At 62.8% G+C, this 22,620-nt stretch carries 22 protein-coding genes; 16 read left to right on the forward strand and 6 right to left on the reverse strand.

Features of this window, described 5'->3' with window-relative positions:
• Nucleotides 1-224 precede the first annotated feature (224 nt).
• From ACFHWW_RS09420 to ACFHWW_RS09445, 6 genes are all read left to right on the forward strand, one after another.
• Nucleotides 225-1,079, forward strand: a complete 855-nt coding sequence (locus ACFHWW_RS09420; protein ID WP_379938043.1) for a peptidylprolyl isomerase — start codon at nucleotides 225-227, stop codon at nucleotides 1,077-1,079.
• Nucleotides 1,080-1,238: 159 nt separating this feature from the next.
• Nucleotides 1,239-2,480, forward strand: coding sequence for a bifunctional glutamate N-acetyltransferase/amino-acid acetyltransferase ArgJ (gene argJ, locus ACFHWW_RS09425; RefSeq protein WP_275599900.1), 1,242 nt, complete (start codon nucleotides 1,239-1,241; stop codon nucleotides 2,478-2,480).
• 73 nt (nucleotides 2,481-2,553) lie between these two features.
• Nucleotides 2,554-3,372 (forward strand): N-acetyltransferase, encoded by an 819-nt coding sequence (locus ACFHWW_RS09430; RefSeq protein WP_275597429.1) that lies wholly within the window; start codon nucleotides 2,554-2,556, stop codon nucleotides 3,370-3,372.
• Nucleotides 3,373-3,377: 5 nt separating this feature from the next.
• Complete coding sequence (gene mutT, locus ACFHWW_RS09435) at nucleotides 3,378-3,785, forward strand: 8-oxo-dGTP diphosphatase MutT (RefSeq protein ID WP_379938044.1); 408 nt, start codon at nucleotides 3,378-3,380, stop codon at nucleotides 3,783-3,785.
• A 263-nt stretch (nucleotides 3,786-4,048) separates the two neighbouring features.
• Nucleotides 4,049-4,369 carry a hypothetical protein gene (locus ACFHWW_RS09440; RefSeq protein WP_018096955.1) on the forward strand — a complete coding sequence of 107 codons (321 nt, stop codon included), beginning with the start codon at nucleotides 4,049-4,051 and terminating at the stop codon, nucleotides 4,367-4,369.
• 186 nt (nucleotides 4,370-4,555) lie between these two features.
• The gene (locus ACFHWW_RS09445; RefSeq protein ID WP_379938045.1) at nucleotides 4,556-4,729 is read left to right on the forward strand and encodes a Flp family type IVb pilin; all 174 of its coding nucleotides are present in this window, start codon (nucleotides 4,556-4,558) and stop codon (nucleotides 4,727-4,729) included.
• Between the two features lie 111 nt (nucleotides 4,730-4,840).
• On the opposite strand, the gene ACFHWW_RS09450 is transcribed toward ACFHWW_RS09445, so the two are convergent.
• Nucleotides 4,841-5,737: a methyltransferase domain-containing protein gene (locus ACFHWW_RS09450; protein ID WP_018096958.1), complete on the reverse strand. Its 897-nt coding sequence runs from the start codon at nucleotides 5,735-5,737 to the stop codon at nucleotides 4,841-4,843.
• 194 nt (nucleotides 5,738-5,931) lie between these two features.
• Here ACFHWW_RS09450 and ACFHWW_RS09455 point away from each other — a divergent pair, with 194 nt between their 5' ends.
• The 4 genes from ACFHWW_RS09455 (at nucleotide 5,932) to ACFHWW_RS09470 (ending at nucleotide 8,364) form a co-directional block, all read left to right on the forward strand.
• A complete protein-coding gene (locus ACFHWW_RS09455) occupies nucleotides 5,932-6,678 on the forward strand; it encodes a ComF family protein (protein WP_379938046.1) in 747 nt (248 codons plus the stop codon).
• Nucleotides 6,679-6,698: 20 nt separating this feature from the next.
• Nucleotides 6,699-6,983 (forward strand): glutaredoxin 3, encoded by a 285-nt coding sequence (gene grxC / locus ACFHWW_RS09460; protein WP_026168806.1) that lies wholly within the window; start codon nucleotides 6,699-6,701, stop codon nucleotides 6,981-6,983.
• Between the two features lie 98 nt (nucleotides 6,984-7,081).
• The gene (locus tag ACFHWW_RS09465; RefSeq protein WP_379938047.1) at nucleotides 7,082-7,939 is read left to right on the forward strand and encodes a carbon-nitrogen hydrolase family protein; all 858 of its coding nucleotides are present in this window, start codon (nucleotides 7,082-7,084) and stop codon (nucleotides 7,937-7,939) included.
• Complete coding sequence (locus tag ACFHWW_RS09470; protein ID WP_018096962.1) at nucleotides 7,936-8,364, forward strand: DUF1178 family protein; 429 nt, start codon at nucleotides 7,936-7,938, stop codon at nucleotides 8,362-8,364. The genes ACFHWW_RS09465 and ACFHWW_RS09470 overlap by 4 nt, the downstream gene beginning before the upstream one ends.
• A gap of 12 nt (nucleotides 8,365-8,376) precedes the next feature.
• Here the strand turns inward: ACFHWW_RS09470 and ubiG are convergent, their stop codons facing one another.
• The 3 genes from ubiG to ACFHWW_RS09485 form a co-directional block, all read right to left on the reverse strand.
• Nucleotides 8,377-9,123, reverse strand: a complete 747-nt coding sequence (gene ubiG, locus ACFHWW_RS09475; protein WP_379938048.1) for a bifunctional 2-polyprenyl-6-hydroxyphenol methylase/3-demethylubiquinol 3-O-methyltransferase UbiG — start codon at nucleotides 9,121-9,123, stop codon at nucleotides 8,377-8,379.
• 107 nt (nucleotides 9,124-9,230) lie between these two features.
• Nucleotides 9,231-9,638: a DoxX family protein gene (locus ACFHWW_RS09480; protein WP_379938049.1), complete on the reverse strand. Its 408-nt coding sequence runs from the start codon at nucleotides 9,636-9,638 to the stop codon at nucleotides 9,231-9,233.
• A gap of 18 nt (nucleotides 9,639-9,656) precedes the next feature.
• Nucleotides 9,657-10,202, reverse strand: a complete 546-nt coding sequence (locus tag ACFHWW_RS09485; protein WP_379938050.1) for a dihydrofolate reductase family protein — start codon at nucleotides 10,200-10,202, stop codon at nucleotides 9,657-9,659.
• Between the two features lie 354 nt (nucleotides 10,203-10,556).
• On the opposite strand from ACFHWW_RS09485, the gene ACFHWW_RS09490 reads away from it, so the two are divergent.
• The 6 genes from ACFHWW_RS09490 to clpB all read left to right on the forward strand — a co-directional run bounded on the left by ACFHWW_RS09490 (nucleotide 10,557) and on the right by clpB (nucleotide 20,166).
• Nucleotides 10,557-11,831 (forward strand): aspartate kinase, encoded by a 1,275-nt coding sequence (locus ACFHWW_RS09490; protein WP_003533520.1) that lies wholly within the window; start codon nucleotides 10,557-10,559, stop codon nucleotides 11,829-11,831.
• A 190-nt stretch (nucleotides 11,832-12,021) separates the two neighbouring features.
• A complete protein-coding gene (gene ptsP, locus ACFHWW_RS09495) occupies nucleotides 12,022-14,289 on the forward strand; it encodes a phosphoenolpyruvate--protein phosphotransferase (protein WP_018096966.1) in 2,268 nt (755 codons plus the stop codon).
• Nucleotides 14,290-14,358: 69 nt separating this feature from the next.
• A complete protein-coding gene (gene prfA, locus ACFHWW_RS09500; protein WP_018096967.1) occupies nucleotides 14,359-15,441 on the forward strand; it encodes a peptide chain release factor 1 in 1,083 nt (360 codons plus the stop codon).
• Between the two features lie 6 nt (nucleotides 15,442-15,447).
• Nucleotides 15,448-16,329, forward strand: coding sequence for a peptide chain release factor N(5)-glutamine methyltransferase (gene prmC / locus ACFHWW_RS09505; protein ID WP_379938051.1), 882 nt, complete (start codon nucleotides 15,448-15,450; stop codon nucleotides 16,327-16,329).
• A gap of 333 nt (nucleotides 16,330-16,662) precedes the next feature.
• A complete protein-coding gene (locus ACFHWW_RS09510) occupies nucleotides 16,663-17,304 on the forward strand; it encodes a DUF4167 domain-containing protein (protein ID WP_379938052.1) in 642 nt (213 codons plus the stop codon).
• Nucleotides 17,305-17,559: 255 nt separating this feature from the next.
• Complete coding sequence (gene clpB / locus ACFHWW_RS09515; protein ID WP_018096971.1) at nucleotides 17,560-20,166, forward strand: ATP-dependent chaperone ClpB; 2,607 nt, start codon at nucleotides 17,560-17,562, stop codon at nucleotides 20,164-20,166.
• Between the two features lie 80 nt (nucleotides 20,167-20,246).
• Here the strand turns inward: clpB and ACFHWW_RS09520 are convergent, their stop codons facing one another.
• Together ACFHWW_RS09520 and ACFHWW_RS09525 are read right to left on the reverse strand one after the other, a co-directional pair.
• The gene (locus tag ACFHWW_RS09520; RefSeq protein ID WP_275597439.1) at nucleotides 20,247-22,187 is read right to left on the reverse strand and encodes a M23 family metallopeptidase; all 1,941 of its coding nucleotides are present in this window, start codon (nucleotides 22,185-22,187) and stop codon (nucleotides 20,247-20,249) included.
• A 149-nt stretch (nucleotides 22,188-22,336) separates the two neighbouring features.
• The coding region (locus ACFHWW_RS09525) for a hypothetical protein (RefSeq protein WP_379938055.1) at nucleotides 22,337-22,620 on the reverse strand (284 nt) is incomplete at its 5' end.

Here is a 22,620-nt window from a genome sequence, read left to right on the forward strand (position 1 = left end):
TTTGTCGCCTGGGTTTCAGGCGCGCGGTCGAAAAACCGCGTCACGCCGCGAAACGCCCGGAAACTGTTCTGGACGCGAGGTTGCGTGACAGATAAGAGGGGGGTCGGATTATGTCAACGCACTTGCACGGCCGGACGGCTACAGAACCGCCACATTCTGGTTGTTGTGCAGCCCCTGGGGCCGGAGGCAATCGCGCTGGCGGCCAATGGTGAAAGGTTAGAAACATGTCTAGATACAAGACCCTTGCGGCCGCGGCACTGGTCGCGGTGATCGCGGCGGGTGTCGCCCGCGCCGAGGGGACCGACCCGGTCATTGCCAAAGTCGGGGACCAGGAAATCCACCAGTCGGAACTTGATCTCGCAATCATGAGCCTCGATCCGCAGCTCCAGCGGATGCCCGACGAGCAGAAGCGCGCAGCAGCACTGTCGGCCGTCATCGACGTGAAGCTTCTTTTGAAGGACGCCGAGAAGGAAGGGCTTCAGAACGACGAGGCGTTCAAGCAGCGCGTCGCATTCCTGACCGAACGCGAGTTGCACAACGCCTTCTTCAAGAAGCACGTGGTCGATGCGGTAACGGCGGAAGATGTGAAGGCGCGCTACGACAAGGAAGTCGCAGCGATTCCGCCGCAGGAAGAGGTCAAGGCCCGCCATATCCTCGTCAAGACCGAAGACGAGGCGAAGGACGTCATCAAGGAACTCGACGCGGGCAAGAACTTCGCCGACCTTGCCAAGGCCAAGTCCACCGACCCGAACAAGGAAGAGGGCGGCGATCTCGGCTACTTCACCAAGGGCCGCATGGTACCTGAATTCGAGACGGCCGCCTTCGCGCTGGAAAAGGGCGCCTATACGAAGACACCGGTCAAGACGCAGTTCGGCTTCCATGTGATCCTCATCGAGGACAAGCGTCCCCAGGCTCCGCCGACGCTCGAACAGGTCGAGCCGCAGGTTCGCCAGCTCGTCATGCGCGACAAGTACCTCGAGCTTCTGAATTCCGCCAAGGAGAGCACTGCCGTCGAAATCTCCGATCCGGCGCTCAAGAAGGCCTATGACGAGGCCGGCAAGCCGCAGGAAAACAAGTAATACGGCCGGGCGCCCTCTTAGGGAGGCGCGCCCCCGCGCGGAGGCTGAGGCCGCTCGCATTTGCTCCGCTCCGCCTTCAAAGATCCGGATGCCCGACGGCTGAATGCCGTTCGGGCATTTCGCACAACGTTCGAGGCTTCTGAAAAGCAGGTTCAATCCATGTCCGGTTCCGTCTCTCCGCTTGCTCCGAAAACCTTTGCCGAAATGCCGGCCCTTCGCGGCGTACGCATGGCGACCGCTGCCGCAGGAATCAAGTACAAGAACCGGACCGACGTGCTGATGATGCTCTTCGACCGGCCGGCATCCGTGGCCGGCGTGTTCACGCGGTCGAAGTGCCCCTCAGCTCCGGTCGACCATTGCCGGCAGAACCTGCCGGGCGGCATTGCACGCGCCGTCGTCGTCAACTCGGGCAATGCCAACGCGTTTACCGGCAAGAAGGGCCGGGAGGCGACCAGGCTCACGGCTGAGGCCGCGGCAAAGGCCGTCGGCTGCAGCGAGGCGGAGGTCTTCCTGGCGTCGACGGGCGTCATCGGCGAGCCGCTCGACGCCACCAAGTTCGCCGGTGTTCTGGATAAACTTGCCGCGTCCGCCACCCAGGACTTCTGGTTCGAAGCGGCCAAAGCGATCATGACGACCGATACCTATCCGAAGGTTGCCACCCGCAGCGCGGAGATCGGCGGTGTCAGGGTCACGATCAACGGGATCGCCAAGGGCGCCGGGATGATCGCGCCCGACATGGCAACCATGCTCTCCTTCGTCGTCACCGATGCGGACATTGCGCCGGCGGCACTTCAGGCACTGCTTCAGGCAGGCGTCGAACCCACCTTCAATTCGGTGACGGTCGACAGCGACACGTCCACCTCCGACACGCTGATGATGTTTGCGACCGGTGCGGCGGCGGACGACGGCCAGGCTAAGGTCGAGGACGCGGCCGACCCGCGTCTCGACGGGTTCCGTGCCGCGCTCGACGATCTGCTGCGTGATCTGGCGTTGCAGGTCGTGCGCGACGGCGAGGGCGCGCGCAAGATGGTCGAGGTGACGGTCGAGGGCGCGGAAAACGATGCCGCCGCCAAACGCATCGCGCTTTCGATAGCCAATTCGCCGCTCGTCAAAACGGCGGTTGCGGGCGAGGACGCCAATTGGGGACGCGTCGTCATGGCGGTCGGCAAGTCGGGAGAGATGGCCGAGCGCGACCGGCTGGCGATCTGGTTCGGCGATATCCGAGTCGCAGTCGAGGGCGAGCGCGATCCGGCCTATTCGGAAGCGGCCGCGACTGCGGTCATGCAGGGCGAGACCATTCCGATCCGCGTCGATATCGGTCTGGGTTCGGGCCGCGCCACGGTCTATACCTGCGACCTGACCAAGGAATATGTCGAAATCAACGGCGATTACAGAAGCTGACACGGTTGAGGCGTTGAGAGCGGTTGCGACCGGACGGCCGCGCGCTCTTCCCGGCCCCGCAGCATTCAAGGCTATGGACATGACAACGAACGGCAGAGAGCCGCCCGGCAACGGGGCGGGGAACGGGGAAACGGTCGCGGTCGATTTACCGAGCGTGCGGCGTCTGGAGGCCGTCGGTTTTCGCGCCTGGCCGGCCTCGTCGGTGCAATATGACGGCAGCTGGCTTATCCGTCTGACGGCGGGGCACCCTTCCAAGCGCCTGAATTCCGTCAACCCGCTGGATCCGTCCGACTATCGCGACATAGCCATCCGCCTGGAGAAGGCGCGCCGGCTTTTTGCGCAATCCGGGCGCACCCTTACGGTTCGTCAGACGCCGCTGACGCCGCCGAAGATGATCGACCATATGGATGGCGAGGGCTGGACGTCGTTCGCGCACAGCCTGGTCCTGACGCTCGACCTGGCGGATCGCGATTTCAGCGAAGGCATCGACCACCTTCCGATCAAGGATATCGGCCGTTTCGTGGACGCCCGCATCCTGATCGGCGGGGATCCTCCGGAAGCCAAGCAGGCGCTGACCGGGATCATCAACGCCATCAAGCCCGAGTGCGGCCTGTTCCTGTTCGAGGACCGTAAGACCGGGCCGACGGCGGTGTCGCTCGTCGTCCACGACAATGATCTTGCCGGGATCATGCAGTTCGCGGTTTCCGAAGCGGTGCGCCGACGCGGCGTCGGCAGTGCTCTCCTCGACGCCTCGCTCCGTTGGGCACGTCTCAAGGGCGCAAAGAAGGCCTGGTTGCAGGTGGAGGCCGACAACCAGGCTGCGATCGAGCTCTATCGCAAGGCCGGTTTCACCGAGGTCTACCGCTATCTCTATCGAACGCCGAAGGTCTGACGGACATGCAGGGTAGGAAGATCGTGCTCGTTGCCGCCTGCGCGCTCGTCGATTCCGATGGACGCGTTCTGCTGGCGCAACGCCCGGAAGGCAAGCCTCTGGCGGGCCTGTGGGAGTTCCCGGGCGGTAAGGTCGAGAGTGGCGAGACCCCGGAGGAGACGTTGATCCGCGAGCTCGAAGAGGAGCTCGGCATCCGCACCAAAGTCGCCTGCCTCGCGCCGCTCACATTCGCGAGTCACGGCTACGACGACTTTCACCTCCTGATGCCGCTTTACATCTGCCGCCGCTACGAGGGGTTTGCCGAAGGCCGCGAAGGCCAGACTATCAAGTGGGTGCGCCCGAAGGCGTTGCGCGACTACGCCATGCCGCCCGCCGACGAGCCGCTGATCCCGTTCCTGATGGATTTGCTCTAAGAGCGCTTGCGGGAACAGTGTGTAACGGCTTTCCGTGCGGACGTGCGTAGCTTCGAAGTTGGAGCGTCAAGAGCCCCGCTGTTGGTGCGCAATCCCGCGAAATTCGATAATTCGTTAATCGAACGTTTATCACCCTTGGGCAAGATGGGGTCAGTTCCGGCGCGCGTCACTTCGACGGCGCCGTTTTCGGGCAGGTGTGGTCAGGACGAGGCTTTGGGAAGGGTGCTTCGCCCGCCGCTCTTTACGTGTTGCATGAGGCTGGGATGGTGGACGAGGATTTCTGGAGGACGGTTCAGGACAAGGATCTGGTGACGAGCCAGTCCCGCCGGACAGGCGTGCTCAATCTGTCGCTGCTGTTCGGCACGGCGGTCATCGCGCTGACGCTCATCCTGACGCCGATGCTGTCGTCCAAGGGCGACAAGCGAATGCTTGCGAACACGCCGATCGACTACGACAACATCTCGACGGGCTCCATACCCTCGGGCGGTACGGCCAAGCGCTACACCGTTCGGCGCAGCGTGCTTCAGGAGATGCCGGGTGCCGTCTGCATCATCGACGCCGATGGCAGCAGGAGTGGATGCTGATCGCAGCGGAGCGCCGAAAGGCGCCGCTTGTGGTTGACCTGTGACGAGGCGACGCCTCGTTTGCCGTTGAAACGTTGCGTGCTTGCGTTGAAGCGCCGAAACGCCTCAACCTTTTGAAACGACGCACTTCCGGACGGAAACCGTTATACGCTTTTCCGGCAAGTGCTCTGAGCGGCTGGAGGACCAATGGAGACGCTGAGACGCCTGTTTCGAGACCGCGACGGCGCTACGGCGGTTGAATACGGACTCCTGGCCGCGCTGATCTCGGTCGGCCTTCTCATCGGCCTGCAGAATTTCTCCGGCGCACTGCTCGGCATGCTGACCTTCGTCACCGACACGATCGAGGCGGCCTGGACTTAGAGCCTTTCAACGTGTTCATAGAAACACTGAATGCTCCAGCCATTTGATCCAACGCACTTCCGGACAGAAAACCGTTACACACTTTTCCTGGAAGTGCTCTAAGAGCTCAGATCACGGCTCGCCGTCATCCTTGAGTTTGTGCTCGCTCGCGCCAAGTGCGTCGGACAATCTCTGCTTCGCCGAGCCGGGTTTGAGCGGCTTCTGCTGACTCTCGTGCGGCGCCCAGCCCGAAAGATAAATGATCGAGAAGGTCGCGCGGATGCGCCCGTCCGGATCGGAGAAGCGCTGCGCGTAGATTTCTGCGGCTCTGAGAAAGAAGCGCCGCGGCATCGGCTTGCGGTTGCGCGACGCCAGCGGGTTCGTCATGCCCATTGCGCGCAAGTCGCGGATGAGGCCGAAGAGCGAATCGTAGCGGACGGTGTACGTCTCGGTATCCGCCACCGGTAGGGCAAAGCCCGCCCGCTGCAGAAGGGCTCCCATGTCGCGCACGTCGGCGAAGGGGATTACCCGTGGGCTCGCCCCGCCCGTCAGTTCCGCCTCGGCTGCGAGAAGCGCCTCGCGCAGTTCCTGCAGCGTGCCACTGCCGGGTATAGCGGCAAGGAACAACCCGTCGGGCTTCAGCACGCGGCGCGCCTGGATGAAGACGCCGGGCGTATCATTGGTAAGATGGAGCGACAGTGGCGACACGAGGAGACTGAGCGACGCCGGGTCGGCCGGGATACGCTCCAGAGGTGCTTCCGTCACCGGCTCGTCGGCCGAGCCGAAGGCGCTGTCGGTTTCCACCCGCTCGATCGCGCCGACCTTGCCGGTCGTGGAAAGGCTGCGTGCGGCGGCACCCGTATAGCCGTGCAGCTCCATGGCCGTTTCGAACTGCCGTTCGACGACGCTTACGCGCTCGGCAAGTTCCTGTGCGACGATGTCGAGCAGGAAGCCTGCCTTCTCGTCCGCCTGGCGCAGTGCGCGCCGGCGGTGCGCCTCGACGAGGCTCTGGTCAAAGATGATTTCCACGACAGTCTCTCCGAAATCGCGGGGTGCGACAGAAACCCTACAGCGCCGCGTGTCTTGTCGGACGCGCAGAGGCCGCTGCAGCGCTTTAATACTTGCTGCACCCTTCGTCCTCTGCTCAGTTAGGGTCTAACGCGACAGACAGCAACACGAATCAAGCCAAGCGCATGAAACGGGGCGGGCAGGAAAACCGGGCGATGGATTGGGCGGGCATCCTCCGCCGGATTGCGGCCCAGGCGGTCGATCTCGTCTTTCCGCCCGTCTGCTCGGGATGCGGCCGGCTGACCGGCCATGCCCATGCCGTCTGCGCTTCCTGCTGGGCAGGCATGCCGCTCATCGAGCGGCCCTATTGCGAGGTTCTGGGCTTGCCATTCGCCTATGATCCTGGCGAGGGCGCGGTTTCGCCCGAGGCCATCGCCAATCCTCCGGTCTTCGACAGGCTGCGCTCGGTGGCCATTCACGAAGGAATCGTCCGCGATCTCGTGCATGGCTTGAAATACCGTGATCGCACCGACCTTGCGCCCATGATGGCCGAGTGGATGATCCGCGCCGGCGACGGTGCCGTGGCAGCGGCGGACATGATCGTGCCGGTTCCGCTCCATGCGCTCCGCCTCTGGAGGCGCAAGTTCAATCAGGCGGCGGAGCTTGCACGCGTCATTGCCGAACGTTCCGCAAGAGCCTATCGGCCGGATGTCCTTCGCCGCATCAAGCGCACGAGCCGCCAGGTCGGGCTTGGCGCCAGGGCACGCGAGGAGAATGTCCGCGGCGCCTTCGCAGTCCCCGAAGGCGCGAAGCGGGAGCTCGCGGGCAAGCGCATCGTTCTCGTAGACGACGTCTATACGACCGGCGCGACCGTCGCCGCTGCGACACGGGCGCTGAAGCGTGCGGGCGCCGGAGACGTCACGGTTTTGACCTTTGCAAGGGCCATGTCCGGTCCTATATGACAAGAGATGTCCGGCGATCGATGCCGGTGAAGGAGCAGTTGGAGACCATGGCTTCGGTCGTCATTTATACGCGTCAGTTCTGCGGCTATTGCACGAGGGCGAAGAAACTTCTGGAAAGCAAAGGCGTCGACTTCACCGAGTATGATGCCACTTATGCGCCTGAACTTCGCCAGGAAATGATGGAAAAATCCAGGGGCGGCAGGACGTTCCCGCAAATCATCATCAATGATGTTCCCGTCGGCGGCTGCGACGAGCTGCATGCGCTCGATCGTGCCGGCAAGCTCGACGATATGCTCGCGGCCTGAAGTGGAATGTCACGACTGTCCTGCCCATCCGAAAAAGAGATGAGTGCTGCGATGCCGGATCATTCTGATCCAGAGTTCCGCTTGGGAGAAAGAAAGCGATGACGTTCAGGGCTGCCGCCGTCCAGATGTGCTCCGGTGTCGATCCCGCACGAAATGCGGAGACGATGGCGAAGCTGGTGCGCGAAGCCGCTTCGCGGGGTGCAACCTATGTCCAGACGCCGGAGATGACCGGAGCGGTCCAGCGCGACCGGACGGGTTTGCGGTCGGTGTTGAAGGATGGGGAGAACGACGTCGTCATTCGCGAGGCATCCCGGCTTGCCCGTGAGCTCGGCCTCTACCTCCATGTCGGCTCGACGCCGATCGCGCGCGCGGATGGGAAGATTGCCAATCGCGGCTTCCTGTTCGGGCCTGACGGCGCGAAGATCTGTGACTACGACAAGATCCACATGTTCGACGTGGATCTGGAGAACGGCGAGAGCTGGCGCGAGAGCGCCGCCTACCATCCGGGTCATACCGCGCGTATCGCGGATCTCCCCTTCGGCAAACTCGGCTTTTCGATCTGCTATGATGTCCGTTTCCCCGAGCTGTTTCGCCAGCAGGCCGTGGCCGGAGCCGAGATCATGACGGTGCCGGCTGCGTTCACGCGCCAGACCGGCGAAGCGCATTGGGAAATCCTGTTGCGCGCTCGGGCGATCGAAAACGGGCTCTTCGTTATTGCCGCCGCTCAAGCGGGCACGCACGAGGATGGCCGGGAAACCTTCGGCCACTCGATGATCATCGATCCCTGGGGCAGGGTGTTGGCCGAAGCCGCTCCGACCGGCGAGGAGATCATCGTCGCCGAGATCGATGTGGCGGCGGTGCACGCGGCGCGCGAGAAGATTCCCAACCTCAGGAACGCGCGCAGCTTCGTGTTGGATGAGGTGGTTCCGGCGGGAAAAGGAGGCGCTGCAGCGTGATCCACTACAATCTTGCCTGTGACGAAGGCCACGACTTCGAAGGCTGGTTCTCCTCGAGCGACGATTTCGACCGGCAGGTCGAGCGGCGCCTGGTCGCCTGCCCCAGTTGCGGTTCCGTTTCCGTCAGCAAGAAACTGATGGCGCCCGCCGTCTCAACGGCGCGCAAGAAGGAGGCGCGCCGCGAACTGGTGATGGATCAGGCGCAGAAGGAAGCAGTCGCCAAGCTCAAGGAATTGGTGAAATCGATCCGCGAGAACGCGGAAGACGTCGGTGAGCGCTTCCCGGACGAGGCGCGCAAGATTCATTACGGCGAAGCTGACCAGCGCGGGCTAATCGGCAAGGCGACGGCGGAAGAGGCGATTGCCCTCATAGAGGAGGGAATCGAGATCGCCCCACTGCCGGTGCTGCCGGACGACACGAACTGACGATAACAGGGCTCAGATCGGCCGTTTCGCCACGATCATGTAATTGACGTCCATATCCTTCGACAGGTTCCACTGGTTGGCCAGCGGATTGAAGAAGACGCCGGTGCGGTCGGCAATCTCCATGCCGCTTGCGGCGAGAGGCTTTTCGAGCTCCTCCGGCCGCACCAGCTTTTCATATTGGTGGGTACCGCGCGGCAGCCAGCGCAACACGTTTTCGGCCGCGAAGATCGCGAGTGCTGCCGCTTTCAGCGTGCGGTTGATGGTTGCGACGAACATCAGGCCGCCCGGGCGCACCATATGCGCGCAGGTGGTCATGAAGAATTCGACGTCCGCGACATGCTCGACCACTTCCATGTTCAAAACGACGTCGAAGCTCTCGCCGGCTTCGGCAAGGGCTTCGGCCGTTACGGCGCGATAATCGACGCTGACGCCGCTGCCGGCCGCATGCGTTTTAGCGATGCCGATGTTCTTTTCCGAGGCGTCGGCCCCCACGACGTCCGCTCCCATCCGGGCCATCGGCTCGGAAAGAAGCCCGCCGCCGCAGCCGATATCGAGGACTCGCAGCCCTTCGAGCGGCTGCCGGCTCTTCGGATCGCGGCCGAAATGCTCCGAGACCCTGTCACGGATATAGGCGAGGCGCACGGGATTGAATTTGTGCAGCGGGCGGAACTTGCCGGTCGGATCCCACCATTCGGCCGCCATGGCCGAGAAGCGGTCCACCTCGCTCTGGTCGATCGTCGTGCGCGCCGTCTCGCTCATGAGAGCCTCCTTGCCTCGTTCTTCGGTGCCGCGCGTCCTCATCGGGCGCGCAAAGCTCGCTGTAGCTCATCGATCCGATGCTGAAGTCGGACGATCGGCGGGGGATGTCAAGGGCCTGTGGCTCGCACCCGGCGAGCGTCGAGACTCCAGGCGCCTGCGCCGGCGAAAACGAGATAGAGATAGATGAAGCTGAAGAGAATTGCGGCGCTGCCCATATTGTTGGCGGGCCACATGTTCATCGGTGCATGAAAGCCCCAATAGGCGACGGCCATCATGCCCGACAGGATGAAGGCCGCCGCGCGGGTGAAGAGCCCGACGAGCACCAAAGCGCCGCCGGCGAGTTCCAGGATGCCGGCCACCAGGAGGATCGGCTTCATTTCCGGCGGCGGCAGCGGATGGGTCGATGCCGGGGCGTTGAAGAGGAGCCCCATGCCGGCATGAACGAAGAGCAGAGCGGTCACGATCCTGAGCAGGGCGAGCGCCTGCGGCGCATAGATGGAAAGACGGTTCTGCATAGCCTCCTCCTTCGCCGATCACGCCGGTTCCGGCCGGTAATGCAGGATGACGACACCGGACTTCAGCGGGCGGACATGAGTAAGCTCAAGCTTCGTCCGCTCGGCAACGTTTTGAAAGAGGGGCGTGCCCTTGCCGAGCAGCACCGGATTGATGCCGAGACGGTATTCATCGACGAGCCCTTGAGCGATCAGCGTCGAAGCGAAATCGGCGCTGCCGAAAATAAAGATTGCGCCGCCTTCGCGTTCTTTCAGGCGCCTGACCTCGTCGGCGGCCTCGCCGGAAACAAGGGTCGTGTTGTTCCAGCCGGCACTTCTGAGCGTCCTGGAGAAGACGTATTTCTCGACGCCGTTCATGAAGGCGGCGATATGATCCTCCGACGAGGGCCAATAGGCGGCCATGAGTTCGTAGGTGGTGCGGCCGAAGAGCAGCGTGCCGGCCTCGAACTGCGTCTCGCGGATATAGGCGTCGAGTTCGCCTTCGAAAACGAACCAGCCGATGTCATGCCCCGGCGCCTCGAAAAACCCGTCGACACTGACCATGTCCCACATGATGACTTTGCGCATTGTCCTTCCTCCCATTGGGCGGCCACCGCCCTGCGTCTGAAGTGAGATTGACAGAACCAGTATCGAAATGCAAGTGGTTTTGAATCGATATCGGTTCCCCCTGGCGAGAGTCATGCTCTTGGCCACCGCTTTGACGGCCATTGCACGCAGCCCGCTGATCCGCTAAGAGACGCCGCGACTTTCCGCTCCCCGAGGCGGTGACTGGCCGATGTCCGAGAAGTCTCCTTCAAGCTTTTTGATCGTCAGGCGCCGGCGGGGGCGTTTTCCTGTCGCGTCTACGGCGACGCGCGTCTTCTTGGACGCTCCAAGGTCGCTGCATCGGGCGCGCAAACATGGTGGTACGGTAGAGGCGAAATGGCACGCATCGTGATGAAATTCGGCGGGACCTCCGTCGCAGATTTGAACCGCATCCACAATGTCGCGCGCCATGTGAAACGCGAGGTCGATGCCGGCCACGAGGTTGCTGTCGTCGTTTCCGCCATGTCCGGCAAGACCAACGAGCTGGTCGGCTGGGTCGAAAACATGCCGAAGGTCGCGGGCTCGAACGCCCCCTTCTACGATGCGCGCGAATATGACGCGGTCGTCGCCTCAGGCGAACAGGTGACCTCCGGCCTGCTCGCGATCGCGCTGCAGTCGATGGGCATCAACGCCCGCTCGTGGCAGGGCTGGCAGTTGCCGATCAAGACCGACAACGCCCATGGTGCGGCCCGCATTCTCGAAATTGACGGCGCCGATGTCATCCGACGCATGGGCGAGGGTCAGGTGGCGGTCGTCGCCGGCTTCCAGGGCCTCGGCCCGGACAACCGCCTGGCGACGCTCGGCCGCGGCGGCTCGGACACCTCCGCCGTCGCGATCGCAGCCGCCGTCAAGGCCGATCGCTGCGACATCTACACCGACGTCGACGGCGTCTACACGACGGACCCGCGCATCGAGCCGAAGGCCCGGCGTTTGAAGAAGATCGCTTTCGAGGAAATGCTGGAAATGGCGTCTCTCGGCGCCAAGGTGCTGCAGGTACGCTCGGTCGAGCTCGCCATGGTGCACAAGGTACGCACATTCGTGCGTTCTTCTTTCGAAGACCCCGATGCGCCGGGCATGGGTGATCTCATGAACCCGCCCGGAACGCTGATTTGTGATGAGGATGAGATCGTGGAACAGGAAGTCGTAACCGGCATCGCCTATGCCAAGGATGAAGCACAGATCTCGCTGCGCCGCCTGGCCGACCGGCCGGGCGTTTCCGCCGCGATCTTCGGGCCGCTTGCGGAAGCCCATATCAATGTCGACATGATTGTCCAGAACATTTCGGAAGACGGCTCGAAGACCGACATGACCTTCACCGTGCCGTCCGGCGACGTCGACAAGGCCCTCAGGGTTCTGGGGGATAACAAGGAAAAGATCGGCTATGACGTCATTCAGTCGGAGTCGGGCCTCGTCAAGGTCTCGGTGATCGGCATCGGCATGCGCAGCCATGCGGGCGTCGCCGCTTCCGCGTTCCGGGCACTTGCCGACAAGGGGATCAACATCAAGGCGATCACCACCTCCGAAATCAAGATCTCCATCCTGATCGACGGACCTTACGCCGAATTGGCCGTTCGCACTTTGCATTCCGTCTACGGTCTGGATAAGAGTTAAACGGCAGGCATTTGATTTGGGATTCGCGACCCGGCGCCGCGCGTCTGAAAAGACACGGAAGACGTCGCTGTAGTGATTGGAACTGCTGCATGATCTTGTCCCCGGATCGATTTCGCTTCGAGGATGCATGCAGAGGCCGCGGCGTCCCGCATGGGCCCGGCGTTTATTCTTATTCAGGAGACCCCACGCGATGAGAGACCTTTCCGCAGGTCCGCGCGTTCTCCTCAAGCGGTTGCGCGAGCTCATGGCGGAACCGCTCGAGCCGCAGGAGCGCCTTGACCGGATCGTGCGCCAGATAGCGCAGAACATGGTTGCGGAAGTGTGCTCGGTTTACGTGCTGCGCTCCGATGGCGTGCTCGAACTTTACGCGACCGAAGGTCTGAACAAGACGGCGGTGCACCTGGCGCAACTGAAGATGGGACAGGGTCTCGTCGGCACGATCGCGGCTTCGGCGCGGCCGCTCAATCTCTCCGATGCCCAGTCGCACCCGGCCTTCACCTACCTGCCCGAGACGGGCGAAGAGATTTATCACTCTTTCCTCGGCGTTCCGATCCTGCGCACCGGCCGCGCGCTCGGCGTCCTCGTCGTGCAGAACAAGGCGCAGCGCAACTATCGCGAGGACGAGGTCGAGGCGCTGGAAACGACCGCCATGGTGCTCGCCGAGATGGTTGCGACCGGCGAGCTCAAGAAGATCACCAAGCCCGGGCTCGAGCTCGATCTGTCCCGCCCGGTGACGATCGAGGGCAACAGTTACGGTGAAGGCATAGGGCTCGGTTACGTCGTCCTGCATGAGCCTCGCATCGTCGTCACCAATCTGCTCAACGAGGACACGGAGCAGGAGCTGCAGCGGCTTGCGGAAGCGCTCGGGTCGCTGCGCATCTCCATCGACGACATGCTGTCGCGCCGCGACGTCTCGATGGAGGGCGAGCACCGCGCGGTGCTGGAGACCTACCGCATGTTCGCCCACGACCGCGGCTGGGTGAGAAAGCTCGAGGAGGCGATCCGCAACGGCCTGACGGCGGAAGCGGCGGTGGAGCGGGTGCAGAGCGAGACCAAGGCGCGGATGATCCGGCTGACCGATCCGTATCTGCGCGAGCGGATGCACGATTTCGACGATCTTGCGAACCGGCTGTTGCGCCAGCTTTCGGGTTATGGCGCCAAGCTTTCGGCTGCCGATTTCCCCAATGACGCGATCGTCGTCGCGCGCGCCATGGGCGCTGCGGAGTTGCTGGACTATCCGCGCGAGAACGTGCGCGGCCTTGTGCTGGAGGAGGGGGCGGTCACCAGCCATGTGGTCATCGTCGCCCGCGCCATGGGCATTCCGGTGGTCGGCCAGGCGGCAGGGGCAGTGGCGCTCGCCGAAAACCGCGATGCGATCATCGTCGACGGCGACGATGCGAAGGTGCATCTGCGGCCGATGGCCGATCTGCAGCGCGCTTACGAGGAGAAAGTGCGCTTCCGTGCGCGCAGGCAGGCGCAGTTCCGCGCTCTCAGGGATGTCGAGCCTCTGACGAAGGACGGCAAGCGCATTACGTTGCAGATGAATGCCGGGCTGCTGGTCGACTTGCCCCATCTGAACGAGGCTGGTGCCGAAGGTATCGGTCTCTTCCGGACCGAACTGCAATTCATGATCGCTTCGACCATGCCCAAGGCCGAGGAGCAGGAAGCTTTCTACCGCAACGTCATGAAGCAGACGGCGGGGAAGCCGGTCACATTCCGGACGCTGGATATCGGCGGCGACAAGGTCGTTCCCTATTTCCGTGCCGCGGAAGAGGAGAACCCGGCGCTCGGCTGGCGCGCCATCAGGCTGTCGCTCGACCGGCCTGGTCTCCTGCGTACCCAGTTCCGGGCAATGCTGAGAGCGACGGTCGGCGCCGAGCTCAAGATGATGCTGCCGATGGTAACGGAAGTCGCGGAGCTGAAGAGCGCGCGAGAACTCCTGCAGAAGGAGATCGAGCGCCAATCGAAGCTCGGCGAACAACTGCCGCGCAAGCTGCAGTTCGGGGCGATGCTGGAAGTGCCGGCGCTGCTTTGGCAGCTCGACGAACTGATGGCCGAAGTCGATTTCGTTTCGGTCGGCTCGAACGATCTCTTCCAGTTCGCCATGGCGGTCGACCGCGGTAATGCCCGTGTTTCCGAACGTTTCGACATTCTCGGCCGGCCGTTCCTGCGGATTCTCCGGGAGATCGTGCGGGCCGGCGAGCGCAACAACACGCCGGTGACGCTTTGCGGCGAGATGGCAAGCAAACCGCTTTCGGCCATGGCGCTGCTCGGGCTCGGCTTCCGGTCGGTTTCGATGTCGCCGACGGCTGTCGGGCCGGTCAAGGCAATGCTCCTGGCGCTCGATGCCGGCAGGCTCAACGAACTCCTTGAGGCGGCGCTCGACGACGTCAAGTCCGACACGTCGATCCGCCAGCTCCTGGTCGATTTCGCTGCGGCGAACGGCATACCGGTTTAGATTGAACAAGAGGGCTCTCGTCTCCGTCCGGACGCGGTCCGGGCGAGGCGAGTGCATTTGGAGTGAGATTTGGCAAAGCTTCCCGTTGAAAAGATGCGCGAACTGGAGCGGCGGTTCGGCGAAATCGAGGCGCGCATGTCCGCCGGCCCGTCGGCCGACGTTTACGTGAAGCTGGCCTCGGAATATTCCGAGCTACAGCCGGTCGTGTCGAAGATTCGCGCCTATGAAAAGGCGACGGCCGAGCTTGCCGACATCGCAGCGATGCTTGCCGACCGGGCGACCGACAAGGAGATGCGCGACCTCGCGGAGATGGAAAAGCCCGAAGTCGAAGAGAAGATCGAAGCGCTTGAGCAGGAAATCCAGATCCTGCTCCTGCCGAAGGATGCGGCCGACGAAAAGAGCGCGATCCTCGAAATCCGGGCCGGTACGGGTGGCTCGGAAGCCGCCCTCTTCGCCGGCGATCTCTTCCGCATGTACGAGCGATACGCGGCGGGCAAGGGCTGGCGAGTCGAAGTGCTGTCCGCGAGCGAGGGCGAGGCCGGCGGCTACAAGGAAATCATCGCAACGGTATCGGGACGCGGTGTCTTCTCGCGGTTGAAATTCGAGTCCGGCGTCCACCGGGTGCAGCGCGTGCCGGAGACGGAAGCCAGCGGCCGGATCCATACGTCAGCCGCGACGGTCGCGGTGTTGCCGGAGGCCGAAGAGATCGACATCGAGGTCCGCCCGGAGGATATCCGCGTCGATACGATGCGTTCCTCGGGAGCAGGCGGACAGCACGTCAACACGACCGATTCGGCCGTGCGCATAACCCATATTCCGACCGGCATCGTCGTCACCAGTTCGGAAAAGTCGCAGCATCAGAACCGTGCCAAGGCGATGCAGGTGCTGCGCTCCCGGCTCTATGACATGGAACGGCAGCGCGCCGACAGCGAGCGTTCGGCCGACCGCAGGAGCCAGGTAGGTTCCGGCGACCGTTCCGAGCGCATACGCACCTACAATTTCCCGCAGGGACGCCTGACCGACCACCGCATCAATCTCACGCTCTACAAGCTCGATCGAATGATGGAAGGTGAGATCGACGACGTGGTGGATGCGCTGCTCGCCGACCATCAGGCAAGCCAGCTCGCGCTGCTCGGCGAAAGGCAGAACTGAGTTTCAATGGCCCAAACCCTCGACAGCCTCCTAGCCGAGAGCCGCGACAGGCTGAAGGCCGCCGGCCTCGAATCGGCGGGGCTCGATGCACGCCACCTGATCTCCGGCCTGCTCGACCTTGCGCTGGCCGCGCTCCTGACGCGCGGAAGAGAGCTCGTCAGCGACGAGGATGCGGCTCGCATTCGTGCCGCAGTCGAGCGCCGCGCGGCGCATGAGCCGGTCTACCGGATTCTCGGCGAGCGGGAATTCTTCGGCATGAAGCTCAAGCTCTCGAAAGAGACGCTGGAGCCGCGTCCTGACACCGAGACCCTGGTCGACTGCCTGGTTCCCCATGCGCGGCGAATCGCTTCAAGCAAGGGGAGTTGTCGCATCGTCGACCTTGGAACGGGCACGGGTGCGATTTGTCTCGCTCTTCTCGCAGCGGTACTTGACGCGCACGGTCTCGGTACCGATATATCGGAAGACGCTCTGGCGACAGCACTTGAAAATGCGCGCAGGAATGGCTTGGCGGCACGCTTCGGAGCCGTTCGGAGCAATTGGTTCGAGGCGGTGGATGGGCGGTTCGATCTCATCGTCTCAAATCCGCCTTATATCCGGTCCAGTGTAATACCGGAGCTTGAACCGGAAGTGAGATACCACGATCCGGTCGCCGCACTTGATGGCGGAGAGGATGGGCTTGATGCCTATCGTGCCATTGCTTCTCACGCTGGTCGCCATCTCGAAACAGACGGCGTAATAGGCTTGGAAATCGGTTTCGATCAAAAACGAGCGGTAACGGCGCTATTCGAAGCGCAGGGCTTTCGTTTGCTCTCTGCCGCGAAGGACCTCGGCGGCAACGATCGGGTCCTGATGTTCCAGCAGGATATTGAGCGCAGCAATAACCGTTGAAAAAATGCTGCACTCGCACTTCTCTTTTCCGGAAGAGCAAAGAAAGGGCTTGGAATCCCGAAGGAAGCGGGCTAGTTTCACCCCGCGCACTGGGCAGAAGGTCATGGACCAAGGATTCGTTCCAGTATGACCTGGCCACGGGGATTGCTCTCAAGAAAGAGTTGCTAGGGTTCGACAGTGCCTTGTGCGGGTACCTGTTAATTTAACGTTGACCGGCGCCGAGATCGCGAAGAGGCGATCTGTCATGGCGCATGTTTTCTCAGGTGCGGACTTTCCGCACCGAGAGCGGAACCACATGATCATCATTATCAAGAAAATTCAGGTGAATGGACTATGAGGCCAGGACAGCAAAACAAGCGCGGCCGTGGGCGGAATAACAACAACAGCGGAAACAACAACAACAATCGCAAGGGATCCAATCCCTTGACGCGGACCTACGACAGCTCCGGCCCGGATGTGAAGATTCGTGGTACCGCACAGCACATCGCCGAAAAATATGCGGCCCTTGCTCGCGACGCGCAGAGCTCCGGCGACCGCGTGATCGCTGAGAACTATCTGCAGCATGCCGAGCATTACAACCGCATCATCGCGGCTGCGCAAGCTCAGATGCAGGACCGGTTCCAGCGCGACGAACGCCAGGACTATCAGGAACGTGACTCGTCCGATCGCGATCAGGACGATCTGGATCAGGGCTATGCAGAGGAAATGCCGGTCGCTCCGGCGGCCGCAGCGGCTCCGGCCAACGAGCCTCAGCCGGTCATCGACGGTTCGGGTCCTCAGCCGGTGATCGAGGGCATGCCTGCCGAAGTCGCCATGGAAGAGGAAGCGCAGGGATCGGCCGGTCGCTCGGCCTCCCGTCGCCGCAGCACGAGCCGGCCTCGCCGGCAGCCGCGCCGCGGCGCGCAGGAAGAGGCAGGGGGCGATGCGCAGCCCGAAACCGACGGCAGCACCCCGGCGCTCGCCGCCTCGGAATAACCCTTCCGCAGCGATTCTCTTAAAGGCCCAGCCCGTAACGGCTGGGCTTTTTGCTTTCGCGAGATCTCGACGCGTGCCGCATCCACCGTGAGCGCATTCGCGCGCGATTGTCTCTGCTGCCTCCATTTGCCGCTCTTTAATTCCGAAGAGCGCTGCACCATATTTCGCTTCGAAGGCTTGCCGAATGCGGGAGCCTGATCCTGAAACGCCGGCCAGTGCCACGATGATGGGCTCGCCGGGCTATGGAGGTAGAGAATGGATATCGAAAAATATTCGGAACGCGTCCGCGGTTTCCTGCAGTCGGCGCAGACCTATGCACTGGCCGAAGGGCACCAGCAATTCACGCCGGAGCACGTCCTCAAAGTATTGCTCGACGACGATCAGGGCATGGCGGCTTCGCTTATCGAGCGCGCCGGCGGCAATGCGCGCGAAGCCAAGGTCGGTACGGCCGCAGCTTTGGCGAAGCTTCCCAAGGTGACCGGCGGCAACGGCTCCGTCTATCTGTCGCAGCCGCTCGCCAAGGTGTTCACCGCAGCGGAAGAGGCCGCCAAGAAGGCCGGCGACAGCTTTGTAACCGTGGAACGCCTGCTTCTGGCACTGGCGATCGAAAGCTCGGCCGCGACGGCGTCGATCCTCTCCAAGGCCGGCGTCACGCCGACGAAGCTCAACCAGGTCATCAACGAAATCCGCAAGGGCCGCACCGCCGACAGCGCCAATGCCGAACAGGGCTTCGATTCGCTCAAGAAGTACGCGCGAGATCTGACCGCCGAGGCGAGGGAAGGCAAGCTCGATCCGGTGATCGGCCGGGACGACGAGATCCGCCGAACGATCCAGGTGCTCTCGCGCCGGACGAAGAACAATCCCGTGCTGATCGGGGAGCCGGGCGTCGGCAAGACCGCGATCGCGGAAGGCCTGGCGCTGAGAATCGTCAACGGCGATGTGCCTGAAAGCCTGAAGGACAAGCGCCTGATGGCGCTCGACATGGGCGCGTTGATCGCCGGTGCGAAGTTCCGCGGTGAATTCGAAGAGCGGCTCAAGGCCGTGCTGAACGAAGTGCGCTCGGAAGGTGGCGAGATCATCCTCTTCATCGATGAAATGCATACGCTGGTCGGTGCAGGCAAGGCGGACGGGGCTATGGATGCCTCGAACCTCCTGAAGCCCGCGCTCGCCCGCGGCGAGCTGCACTGCGTCGGCGCGACGACGCTCGACGAATACCGCAAGCACGTCGAGAAGGACGCGGCCCTTGCCCGCCGGTTCCAGCCGGTCATGGTCGAGGAGCCGACGGTCGAAGATACGATCTCGATCCTGCGCGGCCTGAAGGAAAAATACGAGCAGCATCACAAGGTGCGGATCTCCGATTCCGCGCTGGTTGCGGCCGCGGCCCTTTCCAACCGCTACATCACCGATCGTTTCCTTCCCGACAAGGCGATCGACCTCATGGACGAGGCAGCCTCGCGTCTCAGGATGCAGGTCGATTCGAAGCCTGAGGAACTCGACGAACTCGACAGGCGCGTCATTCAGCTGAAGATCGAACGGGAAGCCTTGAAAAAGGAGACCGACGTTTCTTCCAAGGATCGCCTTGCCAAGCTCGAACTCGATCTGTCTTCGCTCGAAGAGGAGGCAGCCGCATTGACGGCGCGCTGGCAGGCCGAGAAGCAGAAGCTCGGGCAGGCAGCCGATCTCAAGAAGCAGCTCGACGAAGCGCGCAACGAGCTGCAGATCGCGCAGCGCAACGGCGAGTTCCAGCGGGCAGGGGAGCTTGCCTACGGCGTGATCCCGAATCTCGAAAAGGAACTGACGGAAGCGGAAAGCCAGGATGGCGCCAGCGCCAACCCGATGGTCCAGGAAGTCGTGACCCCCGACAACATCGCCCACATCGTGTCTCGATGGACCGGCATTCCGGTCGACAAGATGCTGGAAGGCGAGCGCGACAAGCTGCTCAGGATGGAAGACGAGCTGGCGAAATGGGTCGTCGGTCAGGGTGATGCCGTGCAGGCCGTCTCGCGGGCGGTTCGCCGTTCGCGCGCAGGGCTTCAGGATCCGAACCGGCCGATCGGCTCCTTCATCTTCCTGGGTCCGACCGGGGTCGGCAAGACGGAGCTCACCAAGGCGCTTGCCCGCTTCCTCTTCGACGACGAGACCGCGCTGATGCGGATCGACATGTCCGAGTATATGGAGAAGCATTCGGTCGCCCGCCTGATCGGCGCGCCTCCCGGCTATGTCGGTTATGAGGAGGGTGGGGCGCTGACGGAATCCGTCCGCCGCCGGCCCTATCAGGTCGTGCTGTTCGACGAGATCGAGAAGGCGCATCCGGATGTCTTCAACGTTCTGCTGCAGGTGCTTGACGATGGGCGTCTGACCGACGGTCAGGGGCGCACGGTCGACTTCAAGAACACGATGATCATCATGACCTCGAACCTCGGTGCGGAATACCTGACCGCACTCGGCGAAAACGAGGACAGCGATGCGGTTCGCGATCAGGTCATGGAAGTGGTGAGAGCCGCTTTCCGTCCGGAATTCCTGAACCGCGTCGACGAGATCATCCTGTTCCACCGGCTGCGCCGTTCGGAGATGGGCGCGATCGTCGACATTCAGCTCGAAAGGCTGCGCAAGCTTCTCGCGGATCGCAAGATCACGCTCGAGCTCGAGGACGATGCACGCGTTTTCCTGGCGGACAGGGGCTACGATCCGGCCTACGGCGCTCGCCCCCTGAAGCGGGCGATCCAGAAATACGTGCAGGATCCGCTGGCCGAAAAAGTGCTGCAGGGCGAGTTCCCGGATGGCTCGGTTATCAAGGTCGTTGCCGGTTCAGACCGTCTGAACTTCAAGCGCGGGGCGGGGGCGAATCAGGAAGCCGCGTAAGCCTCGCATTCCGACAGCCGCGAAGGCCGCCCTCCGGGCGGCCTTTTTGTTGCAAGTTCGCGATACCGTCGATGGGTCGACTACTTGCTTGCGACCTCGTTCGCATCGTCGCCGAGAAGCTCGTCGATGCGTTCGCGTTCCTTCTCGAACTTCGCCAGCGCCTCGCCCCCGAGCGATTTTCCTCCCGGCAGCCGGATACGCAATGGATCCACCTTATTGCCGTTGACGATCAGTTCGTAGTGGAGGTGCGGGCCGGTGGAGAGGCCGGTCGTTCCGACCCAGCCGATCACCTGACCCTGGACGACCTTCGTTCCCGGCTTGACGCTTTTGGCGATCGCGCTCTGGTGATTGTAGGAGGACACATAGCCGTTGGCGTGGCGGATCAGCGTCTGGTTGCCGTAGCCGCCGGAGTCCCAGCCGGCCTTCTGCACGACGCCGTTTCCGGCCGCGATGATCGGAGTGCCGCGCGGAGCGGACCAGTCGACGCCGGTGTGCATGCGCGAGAAGCCGAGGATCGGGTGGCGGCGCATGCCGAAGCCGGAGCGGAAATGGCCGTTCGGAACGGGATTGCGCAGCAGGAACTGGCGAATGCTCTTGCCGTCCTTGTCGAAATAATCGATCGAATTGTCGTCCGGATCCTGGAAGCGGTAGAACCGCGTCTCGGCGTCGCCGAATTTGGCGTTGACGTAGAGCAGTTCCGAATCTTCCGTTGCCCTGCCGCTTTCATCGGCGACCGAGAAGAAGGCTTCGAGCGAATCCGTCGGCTTCAGCTGAGCCTGGAAGTCGACATTGCTCGCCAAAAGCTTGACGACCAGCGCGATCATGTCGGCGTTCATGCCGTAGGAAAGGGCCGCACGGTAGATGCCGTCGTAGACCCTCGGCAGGTCGTGGCCGCTGGAAATCACCGGCCTGCCGGTATCGTCGAAGGCAGCCGCTACCGCTTCGAGCTTCGCCGGCTCGGCGCCGGGAATGAAACGGCCGCGGTCGTCCACTGCCATGGTCAGCACGTGCCGGCTATGGGAATAGATCGTGGCACGGACGATCTTTGCTTCTTCGCCCTTCTGAATGATGCCGATGCGCAGCACGTCGCCGGGGCCGAGTTCCTTGGCGCCGAGCGCCTTTTCGAGATAGCCGGCCGCGTCTTCGGCCTGGGCCTTGGCATATCCCGCATTGATCATCGCCGTCGCAATGGGTATGGCGCGGCGCACCGGTATGATGTCGTCGGCGTATTCGACGCTTTGCTTCGTGATGTTCTCATAGGAGGAAACGCTCATGTTCTCCTCGACGACGCGCGCGGCGAGGCCCTGCATCAGGTCGAGGTTGTCGGCGTCGGAAGCGAAGCGTTGCGGGTCGACATAGAAGAGTGAGGCGACCTGGGTATTGCCTTCGGTCAGCACCGAGCCGTTGGTGCGGACGTTCTCCTCGACCTCGTCGAGCGACATCGAGGGCCCGAGTGCGAAGCCGCCGCCGTTCAGCGGAAAATCCACGGTCTTCAATGCGACCTCGGACTCGACGTCGGAGCCGTAGATCGTTCCGGTCTTCACCGGCGGCGCTTCGGCATCCGCCTCATCCGTGGAGAAGATCGCCAGCGGGTCGAAGTCGGGATAGGATTCGGACGTCTGGTGGTTGGCCGCAAGCGCCATCTTGACATGCACGAAGGGCTGGCGGCGCACCACCTCCTTCTCGCCGTCATGGATCATGGTCGAGACTTCCATCACGGTCTTGTCGGCTGGCTTGGCAACGATGTTGGGGGAAAGAACGCGATCTCCCCGTTTGGCGGCGCCGACCGGCGCCGACGGATCGAGCGCCGCAAAGGCTTCCGCCGGAATCGCCAGTTGCTGCCGCCCGTCGAGGGCCGCAAAGAGCGCCACGCCCATCAGGAGACTTGAGGTAATGCCGGTCAAGAACGTGCCCGAGAGCCAGCGCATCGAGATCTCGCGCCGGTCCGGTGCGCGACGGCCGTCCGCTAGGATCGGCGGGTGGTCGCCAAGCGAACGAAGCATGTTCTTATCGCTGCTCATGCAGGCTGGAGGCCCCCTAAATGCTCTTGCCGTATGCTTATCGTCGATACGTTGCGCGAAGATGTGCATCTTCCGTTTACGGAAGTCAAATCGCAGCGCAGGGCTGGCCCCGACGCGGCGCCTCCGGAACGAAGCGGCGATGTTCTGGGTTAGATCGGTCGATTGTGAAGAAGTAAGGGCGAAATTATGTATCCACAGCCCGAGGGACGAGCTCCAAAAAGAATCTGCGCCCTGCAAAACCCTGCTTTGTCGGGCTTTGTCAGAAAACTGTCATTTTTTTTGAAGAACCCTGTTGACGTGTCGGAGGGTGGGGGTCTATAAGCCCGATCACTGACGAGGGCGGCGGCGCTGCTGGCGACGATGTCCTTCGCTCTAGGGTTTCCAAGATTGGCGGATGCTGATTGGCGGGACTGGGCCTTGAAGGTTTTGGTCT

It is taken from the genome of Sinorhizobium sp. P24N7, assembly GCF_042436655.1.
Classification (GTDB): Bacteria; Pseudomonadota; Alphaproteobacteria; order Rhizobiales; family Rhizobiaceae; genus Sinorhizobium; species Sinorhizobium meliloti_A.